General features: G+C 70.5%; 13 protein-coding genes. 6 read left to right on the top strand and 7 right to left on the bottom strand.

Annotated features, from left to right (window positions below; all coding sequences use genetic code 11):
- Positions 1–109: 109 nt before the first annotated feature.
- The gene (locus ABD932_RS24355) at positions 110–1,546 is read left to right on the top strand and encodes an NAD(P)H-hydrate dehydratase (RefSeq protein ID WP_345015637.1); all 1,437 of its coding nucleotides are present in this window, start codon (positions 110–112) and stop codon (positions 1,544–1,546) included.
- A gap of 96 nt (positions 1,547–1,642) precedes the next feature.
- On the top strand, positions 1,643–2,824 hold the full coding sequence (locus ABD932_RS24350; protein WP_345015636.1) for an FAD-dependent monooxygenase: 1,182 nt from the start codon (positions 1,643–1,645) through the stop codon (positions 2,822–2,824).
- Between the two features lie 165 nt (positions 2,825–2,989).
- Here the strand turns inward: ABD932_RS24350 and glmS are convergent, their stop codons facing one another.
- The 3 genes from glmS to ABD932_RS24335 all read right to left on the bottom strand — a co-directional run bounded on the left by glmS (position 2,990) and on the right by ABD932_RS24335 (position 6,771).
- Positions 2,990–4,837 (bottom strand): glutamine--fructose-6-phosphate transaminase (isomerizing), encoded by a 1,848-nt coding sequence (glmS, locus tag ABD932_RS24345; protein ID WP_345015635.1) that lies wholly within the window; start codon positions 4,835–4,837, stop codon positions 2,990–2,992.
- Between the two features lie 111 nt (positions 4,838–4,948).
- Entirely contained in the window at positions 4,949–5,764 is an 816-nt protein-coding gene (locus ABD932_RS24340) for an ABC transporter permease (protein ID WP_345015634.1), read from the bottom strand.
- Complete coding sequence (locus ABD932_RS24335) at positions 5,761–6,771, bottom strand: ATP-binding cassette domain-containing protein (protein WP_345015633.1); 1,011 nt, start codon at positions 6,769–6,771, stop codon at positions 5,761–5,763. The genes ABD932_RS24340 and ABD932_RS24335 overlap by 4 nt, the downstream gene beginning before the upstream one ends.
- Positions 6,772–7,506: 735 nt before the next feature.
- Between ABD932_RS24335 and ABD932_RS24330 the strand changes: the two genes are divergently transcribed.
- The 4 genes from ABD932_RS24330 to ABD932_RS24315 all read left to right on the top strand — a co-directional run bounded on the left by ABD932_RS24330 (position 7,507) and on the right by ABD932_RS24315 (position 14,428).
- A complete protein-coding gene (locus ABD932_RS24330; RefSeq protein ID WP_345016370.1) occupies positions 7,507–11,901 on the top strand; it encodes an RICIN domain-containing protein in 4,395 nt (1,464 codons plus the stop codon).
- Positions 11,894–12,316: a hypothetical protein gene (locus ABD932_RS24325; RefSeq protein WP_345015632.1), complete on the top strand. Its 423-nt coding sequence runs from the start codon at positions 11,894–11,896 to the stop codon at positions 12,314–12,316. Before ABD932_RS24330 ends, ABD932_RS24325 begins: the two co-directional genes overlap by 8 nt.
- Positions 12,317–12,459: 143 nt before the next feature.
- Positions 12,460–13,449, top strand: coding sequence for a type I pantothenate kinase (coaA, locus tag ABD932_RS24320; protein WP_126394286.1), 990 nt, complete (start codon positions 12,460–12,462; stop codon positions 13,447–13,449).
- 31 nt (positions 13,450–13,480) lie between these two features.
- Positions 13,481–14,428: a DUF389 domain-containing protein gene (locus tag ABD932_RS24315; protein WP_345015630.1), complete on the top strand. Its 948-nt coding sequence runs from the start codon at positions 13,481–13,483 to the stop codon at positions 14,426–14,428.
- A gap of 23 nt (positions 14,429–14,451) precedes the next feature.
- Here ABD932_RS24315 and ABD932_RS24310 read toward each other — a convergent pair whose 3' ends face one another.
- From ABD932_RS24310 to rplM, 4 genes are all read right to left on the bottom strand, one after another.
- Positions 14,452–14,970: a hypothetical protein gene (locus ABD932_RS24310; RefSeq protein WP_345015627.1), complete on the bottom strand. Its 519-nt coding sequence runs from the start codon at positions 14,968–14,970 to the stop codon at positions 14,452–14,454.
- 142 nt (positions 14,971–15,112) lie between these two features.
- Positions 15,113–16,471 carry a phosphoglucosamine mutase gene (gene glmM, locus ABD932_RS24305; RefSeq protein ID WP_345015624.1) on the bottom strand — a complete coding sequence of 453 codons (1,359 nt, stop codon included), beginning with the start codon at positions 16,469–16,471 and terminating at the stop codon, positions 15,113–15,115.
- Positions 16,472–16,699: 228 nt separating this feature from the next.
- Entirely contained in the window at positions 16,700–17,212 is a 513-nt protein-coding gene (gene rpsI / locus ABD932_RS24300) for a 30S ribosomal protein S9 (RefSeq protein ID WP_067018959.1), read from the bottom strand.
- A gap of 42 nt (positions 17,213–17,254) precedes the next feature.
- On the bottom strand, positions 17,255–17,698 hold the full coding sequence (gene rplM, locus ABD932_RS24295; protein WP_030046395.1) for a 50S ribosomal protein L13: 444 nt from the start codon (positions 17,696–17,698) through the stop codon (positions 17,255–17,257).
- Between the last annotated feature and the right edge of the window lie 424 nt (positions 17,699–18,122).

Below are 18,122 nucleotides of genomic sequence, written 5' to 3'. Positions count from 1 at the left end.
CTGTGGGGGCCGGTGAGTTTGGCAAAGGCACGGCAAAGCGTCAATGGATGCGACGAGCTCCGCCGCGGACGCAAGAGTGCGGACGGAGGAGTACGGAAGACTCGGTCACATGCGGACTGCGTACAGCGTGGAGACGGTAAGGGCGGCCGAACGGGAGCTGATGGCGCGGCTTCCGGACGGCGCGCTGATGCAGCGGGCGGCGGCCGGACTCGCCGCCGCCTGCGCGGATCTGCTCGGCCGGGTGTACGGCAGCCGGGTCGTCCTGCTGATCGGCAGCGGCGACAACGGCGGCGACGCCCTGTACGCCGGGGCCCGACTGGCCAGGCGCGGGGCGGGAGTCACGGCCGTGCTTCTGTCGCCGGAACGGGCGCACGCCGGGGGTCTCGCGGCGTTGAAGCGGGCGGGCGGCGTGGTCAGGGGAGTTGACGCCGCCGAGGAGTTGATCGAGCGCGCGGACCTGGTCGTGGACGGCATCGTCGGGATCGGCGGCAAGGGCGGGCTCCGCCCGGAGGCGGCACCACTGGCCGCGGCGGCCGCACGATCGAGGGCCGCCGTGGTCGCCGTGGACCTGCCGAGCGGCGTGGACGCGGACACGGGCGAGGTACGCGGCGCGGCGGTGCGCGCCGACCTGACGGTCACCTTCGGCACACACAAGCCGGGGCTGCTGATCGATCCGGCGCGGGAGTACGCCGGTGTGGTGCGGCTGGTGGACATCGGTCTCGCGCTGCCGGCCGACGCGACGGAGCTGGAGGCACTGCAACACACGGACGTGGCACGGCTGTTGCCGCTGCCGGCGGCGGAGACGGACAAGTACCGGCGAGGGGTCGTGGGCATCGCGGCCGGCTCGGCCCGCTACCCGGGCGCCGCCGTGCTCGCGGTCGCGGGGGCGTTGCGGGGCGGGGCGGGGGCCGTACGGTACGTCGGTCCGGCCGGGGACGCGGTCATCGCCCGGTTTCCCGAGACGCTGGTGTCGGACCGGGGACCGAAGAAGGCGGGCCGCGTGCAGGCGTGGGTGGCCGGCCCCGGGGCGGGCGACGACGCGGCGACGGTGGCGGAGGTGCTGGCGACGGACGTACCGGTCCTGCTCGACGCGGACGGGCTGCGGCTGGCCGACCCGGAGGCGGTACGTGCCCGTACGGCACCGACCCTGATGACCCCGCACGCCGGAGAGGCGGCGGCGCTGCTCGGGGTGGCACGGGAGGAGGTCGAGGGGGCTCGGCTGGCTTCGGTACGGGAGTTGGCGGGGCGGTATGCGGCGACGGTGCTGTTGAAGGGGTCGACGACGTTGGTGGCCGACTCCGGGGGCGCGGGCCCGGTCCGGGTGAATCCCACGGGAACCGGCTGGCTGGCCACGGCCGGAAGCGGGGACGTGCTGTCGGGATTGGCGGGATCACTGCTGGCGGCGGGACTCACGGCGGTGGACGCTGCGAGCGTCGCTGCGTATCTCCATGGCCTGTCGGCGAGATTCGCGGCGGACGGGGCGCCGGTGGGGGCGCATGACGTGGCCGAGGGGATTCCGGGGGCCTGGCGGGATGTACGGGGTTGAGAGGTTCGGGGCGGAGACGAACCGTGCTGACGAGAGGCGATACGACGGCGGCGACCCGCGTGCCGCACTGAGCCGATCCCGTGGCGGGGGCATGGCATGAGGGCGGTCGTCGTGGGCGCGGGAATCGGAGGACTGGCCGCGGCACTGAGCCTGCGCCGCGCGGGTGTCGAGGTGACGCTGGTCGAGCAGACAGCACGCTTCACGGAGGTGGGCGCCGGAATCCAACTGGCCCCCAACGCCACGCGGGAACTGCGCCGGCTGGACGTACTGGACGCGGTCGCCGCCCAGGCCGCCCGCCCTGCCCACGTCAGCTTCCACACCTGGTCGGACGGGTCGGAGATCTGCCGCTACGCGCTGGGCCGCGAGGCGGAGGAGGAGTTCGGGGCGCCGTACCTGGTGGTCCACCGGGCGGATCTGCACAGCGCCTTGGCCGCGGCGGTGCCCTCGGAGTCGGTACGCCTGAACACGACGGTCGTCGCGATCGGCCAGGACGACGACCACGCCCAGGTGATGACGGCGACGGGCGAACGCCTGACCGCAGACCTCGTGGTGGCCGCGGACGGCATCCGGTCCGCTGCCCGCCAGTGGCTCTTCGGCGAGGACGAGGCGGCGTTCTCGGGAACGGTCGCGTACCGGGCTCTGCTGCCGTCGCACGAGGTGAAGGACTTGGGCCTGCCGCCGCTCGCCGCCTGGCTCGGCCCGGACCGCCACTTCGTCCACTACTGGGTGCGGCGCGGCGAACTGCTCAACGTCGTGGCTGTGTTCAGCACGCGGGAACTGGCCCAGGAGTCGTGGACCGCTCGGGCGGAACCCGGAGAGCAACTGCACGAGTTCGCCGACTGGGACCCCCGGGTGCTGAGCGTCCTCGAACGCGCGGGCCAGGTCTTCCGCTACGGCATCCACACCCGAACCCCGCTCGAGCGCTGGAACCTCGGCCGGGTGACCCTCCTCGGCGACAGCGCCCACGCCATGGTGCCGTTCCAGGCCCAGGGGGCGGCCCAGGCGATCCTGGACGCTGCGGTACTGGGCGACGTCCTCACGGGCGCGACGCCGACCGACGTACCCGACGCCCTCGACCGCTACGTCCGCCGACGGCTGGCGGGCGCCACGAGCATGCAGGCCCGTTCCGCACGGGCGGGCAGCGAATTCCACTTGCCGGACGGCCCGGAGGCGGAGGCCCGGAACGCCCGCATGGCAGCGCACGCGACCGAGCACCGGTTCCTGCCTCAGGCGGCGGTGTGGAGGGCGAACGCAGTGGACGACCAACGGAAACGGTGAGCACCCCCAGGCGACCCGTCAGCCGCGGTGACTTCCGGACGCAGCTCCAGCCCGTCAGCGAAGCCGGACTGCAGCTCGCTCGTCAACGTCAAGCCCAAGGAATCCGTCAAGGCGAACGGCAGTCGGCCGTTCGCCCCTTTCATGCGCTCAGGCCTCGAGCGCAGCTCACTCCACCGTCACCGACTTCGCCAGATTCCGCGGCTGATCCACCTCGTTGCCGCGAGCCGTCGCCAGCTCACACGCGAACACCTGCAGCGGCACCGTGGCCACCAGCGGCTGCAGCAGAGTCGGCGTGACCGGAATCCGGATCAGGTGATCGGCGTACGGCACGACCGCCTCGTCCCCCTCCTCCGCGATCACGATGGTCCGCGCACCCCGCGCCCGGATCTCCTGGATGTTGGACACGATCTTGTCGTGGAGCACGGAGCGCCCCCGAGGCGACGGCACTACCACCACCACCGGCAGATCGTCCTCGATCAACGCGATCGGCCCGTGCTTCAGCTCACCCGCCGCGAAACCCTCGGCGTGCATATAGGCGAGCTCCTTCAGCTTCAGCGCGCCCTCCAGCGCCACCGGATAGCCCACGTGGCGGCCCAGGAACAGCACCGTGTTCTTGTGGGCCAGCGTCCGCGCCAGCTCCCGTACCGGCTCCATGGTCTCCAGCACCCGCTCGACCGCACCGGAGATCTGCGACAGATCGCGAATCACGGCGCCGATCTCGTCGCCCCACTTGGTGCCCCGCACCTGTCCCAGATAGAGGGCGACCAAGTAGCACGCCACCAGCTGCGTCAGGAACGCCTTGGTCGAGGCGACGGCCACCTCCGGCCCGGCGTGGGTGTACAGCACCGCGTCCGACTCGCGCGGGATCGTCGAACCGTTGGTGTTGCAGATCGCCAGCACCTTGGAGCCCTGTTCGCGGGCGTGTCGCAGCGCCATGAGGGTGTCCATGGTCTCGCCGGACTGGGAGATGGCGATGACCAGCGAACGGGCGTCCAGAATCGGATCCCGGTACCGGAACTCGCTCGCCAGCTCGACCTCGCACGGGATCCGCGTCCAGTGCTCGATGGCGTACTTGGCGATCATCCCGGCGTGGAAGGCCGTGCCGCAGGCGACGATGACGACCTTGTCGACCTCCCGCAGCTCGGAGGCGCTGATCCGCACCTCGTCCAGCGTCAGCGAGCCGGCCGCGTCGATGCGCCCCAGCAACGTGTCGGCGACCGCCTTGGGCTGCTCGGCGATCTCCTTGAGCATGAAGTAGTCATAGCCCCCCTTCTCCGCGGCCGAGGCGTCCCAGTCGATGTGATACGGCCGCACATCCGCCGGCCGCCCGTCGAACCCGGTGACGGTCACCCCGTCCCGCCGCAGCTCGACGACCTGGTCCTGCCCCAGCTCGATCGCCGACCGCGTATGGGCGATGAACGCGGCGACGTCCGAGGCGAGAAAGGCCTCACCCTCTCCTACGCCCACCACGAGAGGCGAGTTCCGCCGGGCGCCGACGACCATGTCGGGCTCATCGGCATGCACCGCGACGAGGGTGAAGGCCCCCTCCAGCCGCCGGCACACCAGCCGCATGGCCTCGGCGAGATCGGCACAGGCGGAGAACTCCTCGGCCAGCAGATGCGCGACCACCTCGGTGTCCGTCTCGGAGCCGAGTTCGTGCCCCCGCTCCGTCAACTCGGCCCGCAGAGCTGCGAAGTTCTCGATGATCCCGTTGTGCACGACGGCGACCCGCCCGGCGTTGTCGAGATGCGGATGCGCGTTCGCATCGGTGGGCCCTCCGTGCGTGGCCCACCGCGTGTGCCCGATCCCGGTGGTCCCGGTCGGCAACGGCCGCTCGGCCAGCTCCTTCTCCAGGTTCCCCAGCTTCCCGGCCTTCTTGGCCGCCGCCAGCCCCCCGTCCGCCGGAACGGCGACGCCCGCCGAGTCGTACCCCCGGTACTCCAGCCGCTTCAGCCCGGCCATCACGATCTCAAGCGCCGACTGCGACCCCACGTATCCCACGATTCCGCACATGCGCGGCAGCCTACGACCGAACCGGCGCCCGAAAGGGCCTCCGCGTGCCCGAATTCGGAAATTCCCACGGCAGTACGAACGCCCCGACAGCCCTCCAAGCGTCAGAGACCGCTACGCCTTCGCCCGATAGGCCCGCATGGCCAACGGATAGAACACCATCGCGATGCCCGCGGCCCACACCAACGACCACAACACCGGCTCAGCCACCGGCCCGCCCAGCAGCAGCCCCCGGAACGCATCCGACAGATGCGTCACCGGATTGACGTCGCTCCATGCCTGCAGCCACCCCGGCATGGTGTCGACCATGACGAACGCGCTGCTGGTGAAGGTGATCGGGAAGATGATCGTGAACGCGAACGCCTGCACCTTCTCCGCGTCGCCCGCCAGCATCCCGATCAGCACCGCGCTCCAGGACACCGCCGCCGCGAACACCACCACCAGCAACGTCCCGAGCAGGAACCCGTCCAGTCCCCCGGTGATCCGGAAGCCGAGCAGCAGTCCGAGGCCGATCATCAGCAGCAACGCCCAGACGTGCTTGGCGAGGTCGGCGGTGATCCGGCCGATGAGCGGGGCGGAGCGGGCTATCGGCAGGCTGCGCAGACGGTCGAAGACGCCCTTGGTGAGGTCGGTGTTGAGCGCCATGGCCGTGTACATCGTCATGAACAGGGTGTTCTGCACGATGATCCCGGGCAACGCGTACTTCAGATACGCCTCCGGGGATCCGGCCATCTGTCCGCCCAGCACATACGTGAAGAGGAACACGAACATGATGGGCGTGATGCTGTAGTCCACCAGCTCCAGCGGGTTGTGCTTCACCGCGACCAGGCTCCGCCAGGCCATCGTGAAGGTCTGCCGCATCCCGTCGAGCGGCCGCACGCGGCCCGACTTGGTGATCGGTGCCGTGATGGTCGTGGTGGCGGCGGTCATGACCGGCTCACCGCCTCCTGCAGTTCGCTGTCGTCGTCCCGGACGGCCGCGCCACCGTTGCCCTCGGGCGAACCCGGCTCGGCGCGATGCCCGGTCAGCGCCAGGAAGACCTCGTCGAGCGACGAACGCCGCAGGGCGAGCTCGCCCACCGCGATCCCCTCACGGTCGAGCGCCCGCACGACGGCCGGCATCAGCTCGGGGTCCTTCACCGGGGCGGTGATCGTCTCGCCCTCGATACGGGCCTCCTCCCCGGCCGCCCCGGCCACCAGCAGGTGCGCCCGCGCGAGGTCCTGCCCCAGCACCGGCCGCAGCTCCAGCACCTGCCCGCCGACCTGGGACTTCAGCTGGTCCGGGGTGCCCTCGGCGATCACCCGGCCCTTGTCGATCACCACGATGTCGTCGGCGAGCACATCGGCCTCGTTCAGATACTGCGTGGTCAGCAGGGCCGTCGCGCCGTCCGCGACCAGGCCCCGCAGCAGGTCCCACAGCTCACCGCGGCTGTGCGGGTCCAGGCCGGTCGTCGGCTCGTCGAGGAAGAGGATGCTGGGCCGGCCCACGAGGCTGGCCGCGAGGTCCAGCCGCCTGCGCATGCCCCCCGAGAAGGTCTTCACGGCCCGTCCGGCCGCGTCCGTCAGCTGAAAGCGCTCCAGCAGCTCAGCCGCGCGCGCCCTGGCCTCCCTCCTCGGCAGACCGAGCAGCCGGCCGATGAGCAGCAGATTCTCCGTGCCGGTCAGGTTCTCGTCCACCGCCGCGTACTGCCCGGTCAGCCCGACCATGGCGCGTACGACCCCGGCCTCGCGGACCACGTCGTGCCCCGCCACGCGGGCCCTGCCGGCGTCGGGCCTGAGCAGCGTCGCGAAGATCCGCACCGCGGTCGTCTTCCCCGCACCGTTGGGCCCCAGCAGCCCCAGCACCGAGCCCTTACGGGCCCCCAGGTCGACCCCTGCCAGCGCCTCGGTCTCCTTGAACCGCTTGACCAGGCCTTCCGCCTCGATCGCATACGTCATGGGTCACCCCCTCGGGGTTGGTGGGCCCCGGCCTGGGCCCACCTCTCCCACAACTGTGACGCACGGCACTGACATTCCCCGGTTTGCCCGGATTTCCCGACTCGGCCGACACTCAGTCGGCACCCAGCGGGCAGTCAGCCGACGAGGCGATGGTCGGGATCAGGCCAATTTCACCCGTCACGTAACCAACACCCGCACCGGAAGGGCACACAAGGAACACAGAAATCCCCTGAGTGCGGACGCAGCGCACACCCCCGCGGCCGACGACCCGCCATGAACGACTTCCGGCCGCCCCCGCCATCCAGTGAGAAAGCCCTTGCTCACCCCCCTCGACCTCCGCTTAAAGTGACGCACGCTTGACCGGATCATGACTAATCCGGCAGCACTCAGTTCAAGCCAGCGACGGGGGAACAGTGTCGCCGCGCCACGGGGGGCACATCGTCATGCCGCAGTATCTGCGGCGCACCGCGAGTCCGCCCGGGCCCGAGCCGCGACCGTCTTCCCCCGACAGGGGGTACGCAGTTGCGCTCCAGACCATCGAGATCCCTGTTCGGACGACTCGCCACGGCCACCCGAGTCCTCCCTCCCGTCCTCGCCACCGCGCTCCTCGCCGGCATCGCCGCCGGCTCGGGCCCGGTCGTCCAGCCGTCCGCCCAGGACGCCTCCCCCGCGGGTGACAGCTACTCCTGGTACGAGGACACCGCCGCCGAACAACTGCGGCAGGACCAGTGCTTGATGACCGATGTCCTGCGCCTGGGCGGGACGGCCATGGCCACGACCGCGCAGGACGCGCTCAACCAGCCGCAGGACAAGCTGCGCACCCTGGCCGACCGGGAGCACTGGCAGCAGACGCCGCTGGCGACGGCGTACCAGAAGGACCGCGACCAGGCGGCCAGGGAACTCGACGCCATCAACGCCCTGCGGGACACGTGGCACACGCCCGTCGAGGGGCTCACGACCCCGGCCGGCTTCACCGAGACCGGCTTCCACTGGCCGCCCGGCACCAACAACGACGGCCGGCAGACCTTCTACGGCCAGACCGGTCTGACCAAGTGGATCTCCGACCGCTTCTGGCAGAGCGACGACGGCTTCTACCAGGACTCCACGCCGGAGACCGACGAGAAGACCCTCAAGGCCGTCGACACCCTGGGGACCCCGCTCTACGGCAAGGACCCGGACCCGAGTCTGCCGAGCGACGAGTGGAACCGCGCCCTCGCCGAGCGGGACGCGTTCTCCTGGATGCACGGAGTCCCTGGGGCGAACGCGGGCGGGGACGACGCCCGGATCTTCCTGGAGTCCGGAGGCTTCCCCCGTACCGCCCCGGAGCCGGAGAGCGCCGAGTACCGGGTCGCGGTCGAGAACCTCAAGGCCCGGTTCGCGACCTGCGCCTGGCGTGACCCCCTCGACCCGAACGGCGTGCTGAACGACGCCACCGCCACCGCGGCCGCCGAGTGGCAGCAGGAGATCGCCTCCCAGGCCACGCAGCGCAACCAGATCCTGACCGCCAACAAGGACGCGGTCGCGGCCCTGACCACCGCCTCCAAGGCGATGGGCGACCTGCTCGGCCAGTCCTGGGCCGCCGACCGGCTCACGCGCTGGCAGGACTACTGGTCCGAGGGCGGCGTCGGCTGGATCGGTGACGCGCCGACGACGATCCAGGTGACCGGCAAGACGGGCATGTGCCTCGACGCGGCGGGCGGCGGCACGGCCAACGGCACCGTCGTCCAGATCTACACCTGCAACGGCTCGGCCGGGCAGCAGTGGACGGTCGAGGGCGACGACAAGGGCCTGCACCTGCGCAACGTCAAGGCCCTCAAGTGCGTCGACGTCTCGAACAACAACTCGGCGAACGGCACGAAGATCCAGCTGTGGACGTGCAACAGTTCCCCGGCACAGACCTGGGAGTACAACGTCCGCGCCGCCACACCGCTGAAGAACGTCGGCACGGGCAAGTGCCTGGACCTGGCGACGTACGACAACAGCCAGGACTCCCGGCTGTGGACCTGCTCCGGCGGCACCCCGCAGAAGCTCACCGTCAAGCCGTCCGGCCACACCGGCACCGTTCCGCCGGCCGCCCAGTTCACCAAGGCCAAGGCCAACATCAGCAAGGCCCAGGCTGCGGCCGCGAACAAGCTCGCCGCCCTCAAGGCCCAGCTCGCCGCCGCGCAGAAGGCGGCCACCGCCTCCGACGCCGCCGAGCAGGCCGCGTACACCGTCGCGGACGGCAAGGGCGCCCCGCGCGGCCGCGGACTGCTCGTCGGCCAGCAGAAGGCGCAGGTCACCAAGGGTGCGGTGGCCGCGCTGGAGGCGATGGTGAAGGCCGGCGAGACCGCCGAGGCCGCCACCCGCGCCGCCGCCGCGGACAGCGCGACCATCACCCAGCGGGCGCTGGCACAGGCCGCGCAGGTGAAGGCCGAGTTCCGCCGAGAGGCCGCCGAGAAGGCGGAGTTCCAGGCGAAGGCCGCCGCGGACGCCGCGAAGGTCCACCGCGACAACGCCAAGAAGGACAAGGAGACCGCGGAGGCGAAGCTTGCCGTCGCGCTCCAGGCCGAGAACGACGCCAAGGCGGCCGCCGCCGAGGCGCACTCCCGGCGGCTCGCGGCCGAGGCCGAGGAAGCCACCGCGAAGAAGGAGAAGGAGACCGCCGAGGCCAAGCAGGCCGAGGCCAACCAGCACAAACAGACCGCCCAGGCCGAGGCCCACAAGGCGAAGGACGCCAAGGACAAGGCCGAGGCCGCCGACAGGACCGCGCAGAGCAGGCGGGACGACGCGGTCGCGGCCCGCGACAACGCCAAGGCCAAGCGGGACGACGCGTGGGAGGCCGAGCAGAAGGCCGACGCGGCACGCGCCAAGGCCGACGCCAAGGGCGCCTACGCCGACTCCCTGGACGCCGGCGAGGCGGCGGACGCCGCCCGGTCCGCCGCCGACGAGGCGGACAGCCAGGCGGACATCGCCGAGACGGCCGCGGTGAACGCCCGTTCCGCCGCGGACGCCGCCACCCGGGCCGCCGCCGAGGCGGACGCCGCCGCCACCCGTGCCGAGGCAGCGGCCAAGCGGGCGCGTGCCGACGCGGACGCGGCGCAGGCCGCCAAGCTGAAGGCCGACGCCGCCGTACGCGTCGCCACGGCAGCGGTGGCCGACGCCATCAAGGCCGCCGCGCACGCCGCCCAGGAGGCGAAGACCGCGGTGCAACTGGCCGACGAGGCCGAGGCGCACGCCAAGGAGGCCAGAGGCCACGCGAACGCGGCACTCGCCGAAGCGGCGAAAGCCCGCGTCGCGGCAGCCAAGGCGGCCGGCTTCGCCCACGTCACCGCCCAGGCGGCGGTGGACGCGACGAAGTCCGCCGAACAGGTCGCCGCACCGGCCAACGACGCCATCCAGCTGGGCTCGCCCTACCTCACCACCGACTCGGCCGCGAGCCTGGTCGTGCTGAGCGGGCAGGCGTCGAAGACGATCGCCGAGCAGCAGAAGGCCGTCGCCGAGGCCCACGCGAAGAACGCCGCGGAGGAGGCCGCCGCCTCTCAGGTCATCGCCGACCAGGCGACCTCGGACGCCAAGGCCGCCCTCCAGCACGCGGCGAAGGCCGCCGGCCATGCCAAGGACGCCCGCGGCTACGCCAAGGAGGCCCTGGGCTACGCGGCCGACGCGGCCGATGCCGCCGCCAAGGCCAGCGCCTCACTGGCCCGCACGATCGAGTACCAGCGCCAGGCCACCGAGGACGCGGCGGCAGCCGACGCGGCGGCCGGCCGCGCGGAGGGCTACGCCACCTCCGCCCGAGCGGCCGCCGACCAGGCCGCCCTCGACGCCGAGGCCGCCCGCACGGCAGCGGCGGAGGCCGAACAGGCCGCGAAGGACGCCCGAGCGGCAGCGGACCGCGCGGACGCGGCGGCGACCGAGGCGGAAGAGGCGGCCAAGGACGCGGACAAGTACGCGGCGGAGGCGCAGGAAGCGGCCGACAGGACCGAGAAGCAGGGCAACGGGCAGCAGATCGAGACGGGAACCGTCCCCGACGAGAACGGCGCCCTCATCGGCAACATGTTCTACGTCGTCGACCATCTCGAGACGATCGGCGATCCGCAGGTCGTGAAGAAGACGGACGGCTGCGACGGCTGGATCGACAAACTCGCCTACCAGGGCGACTGCACGATCACCTCGAAGATTCGCTTCAAGGCGATCCTCGACCTGTACATGTGCAGCGCGGAGGACTTGGACCCGCAGCGGTACATGTGCCCCTCCGGCGCGACGACGTACCTCGGCGAGTACCCGACCAAGGAACTGTCCACCGAGGTCACGCACAACATCACGATCGCCGAGTTCAACAAGAGCATCGACCCGATCGACATCCTCTTCGGGAGCTGGATCAAGTGCGTCCAGAAGATCGCCCCGGGCGGTGCGGGAGGTAGCTGGGGCGGATGCGCCTGGGCGGCGGTGGACGTCGCCTCGCTGTTCGCGGGCAAGGTCCTCCGGCCCATCGCGGACGCGGTCAGAGCGGTGGACGCCGCCGCCCGAACCGGCATCGGCTTCGCGGACGCCTACCAGGCCTTGCGTACCTTCAGTCTGGCCGACGACGCCGTTGTCGCGATCGGGGCCAAGGCACTCGACGGGATCGTCAAGTCCTGCGCCAAGAGCCGTACGGCTCTGACCTCACGCGTGGCCAAGGCCGCCAGCGCATGTCCCGTGGGGCTGATCGCCTACAACAGCGACGAGATGAGCCACCTCGCGTTCAAGTACCGGACGGAAAACGGGTACTACGGGGCGGATCACAACGTCGCTGTCGCGAAGGTACCGGGATGGAACGACCCCAAGACCGGGGACTTCGTGATCGCCAACAGCAGCTTCAGCGGCCACTCGGAGACGGCCATCCTGGACATGCTGAAGGCGAAGAACATCGACCCCAAGAAGATCACCGCTCTGTACACGGAGCGGCAGCCCTGCCCGACCTGCGACTCCGCTCTGCTCAAGGCGCTCGAACCGGGGACGCCGGTCAGCTGGGCGGTCCCCTACCACCCCTCCTACGCGTCGGCGGCGAAGAGCCTGCTCTTCCGCTACGTCACGCAGGCCCGAGGTGGACGAGCGACACTTTTGGCGACGGCCGATCAGCAGGGAGAGGAACAAGGTGTCCATGACTGAACCCGAATTCGACCTGCACCCGATGGCCGCGCCGGAGACGGTCGAGGAGCGCCAGGCGCTGGCCGAGCGGGTGTGCGAGGAGCTGCGACGGGCCGGTCTTCCCGTGTACCGGGGTGACCTCAGCGGTGGTCCGCACAGCCGGCCCGGCGCGGACGTGCATGTGACGCCTTTCGTCGACGGCGGGGTGTACGTGGACTGGGGCACGGACGCGGAGCTGAGAGATGCCGCTCTCGATCTCTTCGCGCAAGGGATCGACTACTCCGAACCGCCGCCGGTCGTCCGCCACCACAACACCGTGCTCCAGCACATGGGGGCCGCTCTCCTGGGGATTCTCGCCTCAGCAGGATTCGAGGTCGAGGAACCGGACGGACACGGGCACGGGAGCATGGTCCAGGTGAAGGGCCTGCGACCCTGATCCACTCATGAGGCGGGCCCCGCCGAAGCCGATCAGCACCGGCTTCGGCGGGGCCCGCCGTGTTCGAAGGGGCGGCGACCACGTACCGCCGTGCGTGACGCACCCCACCCCCCACCCCGTTCAAACTCCGTTAACAATGGACTGTGATCTCTCCGGTCTCCTCGACGCCCCGGAGCGCCCACCGGCAGCGGCCGGAGGCGACTCCCTACGTCGACCTCACCCGTGCCGAGTGGAGCGCGCTGCGCGACAAGACCCCGCTGCCGCTCACCGCGGAGGAGGTCGAGAAGCTGCGCGGCCTCGGCGACGTCATCGACCTCGACGAGGTCCGCGACATCTACCTCCCGCTCTCCCGCCTCCTGAACCTCTACGTCGGCGCCACCGACGGCCTCAGAGGCGCGCTGAACACCTTCCTCGGCGAACAGGGCTCCCAGTCCGGCACGCCGTTCGTCATAGGAGTCGCCGGCTCGGTCGCCGTGGGAAAGTCCACGGTCGCCCGTCTCCTGCAGGCCCTGCTCTCCCGCTGGCCCGAGCACCCGCGCGTCGAGCTGGTCACCACGGACGGCTTCCTCCTGCCCACCAAGGAGCTGGAGGCCAGGGGCCTGATGTCGCGCAAGGGCTTCCCCGAGTCGTTCGACCGCCGCGCGCTCACCCGCTTCGTCGCCGACATCAAGGCCGGCAAGGACGAGGTCACGGCGCCGGTCTACTCCCACCTGATCTACGACATCGTCCCGGACAAGAAGCTCACGGTCCGCCGCCCCGACATCCTGATCGTCGAGGGCCTGAACGTCCTGCAGCCCGCCCTCCCCGGCAAGGACGGCCGCACCCGGGTCGGCCTCGCCGACTACTTCGACTTCAGTGTGTACGTCGACGCCCGCACCGAGGACATCGAGCACTGGTACCTCAACCGCTTCAAGCGGCTGCGCGAGACCGCCTTCCAGAACCCCTCCTCGTACTTCCGCAAGTACACCCAGGTGTCCGAGGAGGAGGCCCTCGACTACGCCCGCACGATGTGGCGCACCATCAACAAGCCCAACCTGGTGGAGAACATCGCCCCCACCCGCGGCCGAGCCACCCTCGTCGTACGCAAGGGCCCCGACCACAAGGTGCAGCGGCTGAGCCTGCGCAAGCTGTAGGGCCGTAACGCGGGCCTGTTAGAAAGGCGTCATGCTGCATCTGCGCCTGATCACGCCCACCCACAGGACGGACGACGTGGTCCGCCTGATCGAGAAGACGGTCGGCACCACGCACCTCGTCGTGCTGCCGGGCGCCGCCCGCAACCCATCCGGGGACGTCGTCCTGTGCGACGTGGCCCGCGAGGCGGGCGATGAACTCATCGGCGCGCTACGTCAGTTGGACCTGGACAAGACCGGCTCGATCGCCGTCGAGAACATCGACCTGTCCCTCTCCGAACGGGCCGAGAAGGCCGAGGAGGACGCCCCGGGCGAGGGCGCGGACGCGGTGCTGTGGGAGCACCTCGCGGACGCCACGCACGAGGAGTCGACCCTCTCCATCACCTACGTCGCCTTCATCACGCTCGCCACGATGATCGCGGCCTGCGGTGTCGTGCTGGACAACGCCATCCTGATCGTGGGCGCGATGGCCGTCGGCCCGGAGTTCGGCCCCCTGGCCGGGCTCAGCACGGCCCTGGTCCAGCGGGCCCCCCGGCTCGCCCTGCGCTCACTGATCGCGCTCGTCGCCGGTTTCGCCGTCGCCATGGCGGTGACGGTCGGCTTCAGCCTGTTCATGGACTGGCTCGACCTGTTCCACAAGTCCGATCTGGAAGCCGACCGGCCCAACACAGGCTTCGTCTACGCCCCCGACGAGTTCTCGTTCATCGTCGCGGTCCTGGCCGGCATCGCCGGCACCCTCTCCCTCACATCCGCCAAGTCCGGCCTCCTGGTGGGCGTGGCCATCTCCGTGACCACGGTCCCGGCCGCCGCCAACGCGGCAGTGGCCCTGAGCTACGGCGACACCGTGCAGACCTGGGGCTCCACCCAACAGCTCCTGCTCAACCTGCTCGGCATCGTCCTGGCGGGCACGCTCACGCTACTGGCCCAGAAGTGGCTGTGGGCCAGGCAGCGCGGGCGGACGGCGAAGGCGAGCGGCGTCTAGTACCGCTTCTACCGCTGGGACCGCTAGTACCGCCGTTCGCAGTTCGCGGCGATGTTGTCACCGGCATCGCGGAACACCAGGTCGGAGCCATCGCCACAGTCCACCGTGTCGTTGCCGACGCCGTCACTCACGCCGATCGTGTCGCCGCCGGAGCCGGTCGTCACATTGTCGGTGCCGAGGCCGGCATCGACCAGGCTGCGGAGCGAGATGCTCGACCCGTTGAAACTGTCGTTCCCGTCACCCAGCCCGACGGAGAGCCGGCCGGTACTGGCGACGCTGCCGCAGTCGGCGCTGGTGTCGGACAGGCGAGTGCAGCCCCCGCCCACCGCGAGGCCCGTGGTGTCCGTGAGGATCAGACGGCCGCTGGAGACGGTGGCCGTCACCTGGTTCGCCACGCCGGTACGCGCGCTGAGGTAGGCGCTGCCGAAGAGACGGAACACGGTGGAGCCGGGGGTCTGGGCCGCGGCCGGGGTGGCCAACGCGGTGACGAGGAGACCGGCGGCCACGGCCGGACCGACGGCTCGCTTCAGGGTGGTGTTCACGATCTTCATACTGTGTCTCTCGCTTTCGTCGAGGCAGGACGCCCGGGCGGCGCCGGGCGGAACCCCCCTCGACCAAAGTCAAACAATCAGTTATCAGACACGCACCCTTTGTTACGTACGTCGAGTGACGGCCGTTGGTGAGCTAGCCCAGCGCCGACTTCACCGCATCGGCCAGACGCCCCGCTACGGATCGGGCCTGATCGATGTCGGCCGCCTCGACCATCACCCGCACCAGCGGTTCCGTACCCGACGGCCGCAGCAACACACGCCCCGTCGAGCCCAGTTCGCGTTCCGCCTCGACCACGGCGGCGGCGAGGTCGGCCGAGGTCTTCACCCGGGCCTTGTCCACGTCCGGGACGTTGATCAGAACCTGCGGCAGCCGCTCCATGACCGAGGCGAGGTCCTTGAGCGTACGACCGGTCTGCGCGACCCGAGCCGCCAGCAGCAGCCCGGTCAACGTACCGTCACCGGTCGTGGCGTGATCGAGGACGATGACGTGCCCGGACTGCTCGCCGCCCAGGGCGAACCCGCGCTCCTTCATCTCCTCCAGCACATACCGGTCACCGACCGCGGTCTGCACCAGCGCGATGCCCTCCCGCTCCATGGCCAGCTTGAAGCCGAGGTTGGACATCACGGTCGCGACCACGGTCTCGGACCGCAGCACGCCCCGCTCCCGCATGGCCAGCGCGAGCACGGCCAGGATCTGGTCGCCGTCCACCTCCTCGCCGGTGTGGTCCACGGCGAGGCACCGGTCGGCGTCACCGTCGTGCGCGACGCCCAGCGCGGCCCCGTGCTCGACGACGGCGGCCTTCAGCTTGTCCATGTGCGTGGACCCGCAGCCGTCGTTGATGTTGAGCCCGTCCGGCTCGGCCCCGATGGTGACGACGTCGGCCCCGGCCCGTGAGAAGGCCTCCGGCGAGACACCCGCCGCGGCACCGTGCGCCTCGTCGAGGACGATCTTCAGCCCGTCCAGCCGGTTGGGCAGGACGCTGAGCAGGTGGCCGACGTACTCCTCGAACCCCTCGTCGTACGACCGCACCCGCCCGACGGCCGCGCCCGTCGGCCGCTCCCACGGCTCACCGTGCCGGTGCTCGTCGTAGACGGTCTCGATACGGTCCTCCAGCTCGTCGGCGAGCTTGTGGCCGCCGCGGGCGAAGAACTTGATGCCGTTGTCGGGCATGGCGTTGTGGCTGGCGGAGAGCATGACGCCGAGGTCGGCGCCGAGCGAGCCGGTGAGGAACGCCACCGCGGGCGTCGGCAGCACACCGACGCGCAGGACGTCCACGCCGGCGCTCGCGAGGCCCGCGACCACGGCGGCCTCCAGGAACTCCCCGGACGCACGCGGGTCCCGCCCGACCACCGCCGTCGGCCGGTGGCCCTCGAAGGTGCCCGCCTCGGCCAGTACGTGCGCCGCCGCCACGGAGAGACCGAGCGCCATCTCGGCCGTCAGATCCGCGTTGGCGACGCCGCGCACGCCGTCCGTGCCGAAGAGTCGTCCCACTTGTCCTCCTGAGGAAACATCAGTTCCGGAAGCGGAGCCGGCGCGCGATCTGCCGCCGGTGGCTCCCGCTTCCAGGCATTCCATGCCTGGGCATCGGATCACACAAGCCTTTGAACGTCTTGTGCCGTTATACGCCTGAGCCCGGGGATAAAACGAACGCCCCGGCGGCACTGTGGCGTGCCGCCGGGGCGTTCGGAGTACCGGAGTACCAGCAGAGGCAGCTTGCGCTTAGCGCTTGCTGTACTGCGGGGCCTTGCGGGCCTTCTTCAGACCGGCCTTCTTGCGCTCGACCGCACGGTCGTCGCGGCGGAGGAAGCCGGCCTTCTTCAGCGCGCCGCGGTTGTTGTCGACGTCGGCCTCGTTCAGCGCACGGGCGACACCGAGACGGAGCGCACCGGCCTGACCGGAGACACCGCCACCGGCGATGCGGGCGATGACGTCGTAACGGCCCTCGAGCTCGAGAACCTTGAACGGCTCGTTGACTTCCTGCTGGTGCACCTTGTTGGGGAAGTAGTCCTCAAGGGTGCGACCGTTGATCTTCCACTTGCCGGTGCCCGGAACGATCCGGACGCGGGCGATGGCGTTCTTACGACGACCCAGACCGGCGGCGGGCTGGGGCTCACCGAAGCGCGAGGCGAGGGACTCGGAGGTGTACTCACCCTCCACCGGAACCTCGGACTCGGTGGTGTAGCTGTCGATGTCAAGCTCTTCGAGCGGCTGCTCGGCAGTGGTCTCGGCCACGATTCTCCTCAGATTCTCTTCAGGCTTAGGGGGTGGCCGGACTTACTGCGCGACCTGGGTGATCTCGTACGGCTGCGGCTGCTGCGCGCCGTGCGGGTGCTGGTCACCCTTGTAGACCTTCAGCTTCGAGAGCATCTGACGGCCCAGCGTGTTCTTGGGGAGCATGCCCTTGACGGCCTTCTCGATGGCCTTCTCGGGGTTCTTGTCGAGGAGCTCGTCGTAACGGACGGAGCGCAGACCACCCGGGTAGCCGGAGTGGCGGTACGCCATCTTCTGGGTCCGCTTGTTGCCGGACAGGTGCACCTTGTCGGCGTTGATGATGATGACGAAGTCACCGGTGTCGACGTGGGGGGCGTAGATCGGCTTGTGCTTGCCCCGCAGGATGGAGGCGGCGGTGCTGGCGAGACGGCCCAGGACGACGTCCTGAGCGTCAATGACGTGCCACTGGCGCGTCACATCGCCGGGCTTGGGGCTGTACGTACGCACGGTTCGTAGCCTTCGCTTCGAGTGAATGGTCCTGACAAGGTCACCGAAACGATCACGACAGCCTGGACCGCACTGCGGCGACGCATACCGCGTACGTGGGGTCGCTGGTCATCGGCCCGGTGGACCGGTGTAAGGGCCCGTCCCGTGAGAATGAGCAAGCCAATACACAACGAACATGCAGGATACCTGCGGCGCCTCGGCCGGGTCAAAACGGGTTGCCTGCGGGTACCCCTGCTGTCTTGTCCCCAGCGTAGACGACCAGGCCCGGGGCTGCCGCCCCCGGACCCCGCCCTCCTCCGAGCCGACCCGCCTCTCACTCCCCCACCCCGCCCGCCCCCGACGCCCCCGACGCCCCCGAGTCCAGCCTCTTGACCGACCGAGTCGGGTGGCGGGTGGGCGAGGCCGGGGGCTCCGCCCCAGGACC

This window comes from Streptomyces shaanxiensis, assembly GCF_039537145.1.
Taxonomy (GTDB): Bacteria; Actinomycetota; Actinomycetes; order Streptomycetales; family Streptomycetaceae; genus Streptomyces; species Streptomyces shaanxiensis.
Note: the sequence above shows the minus strand (reverse complement) of the source record. Positions and strands in the feature narration are given on the sequence as shown.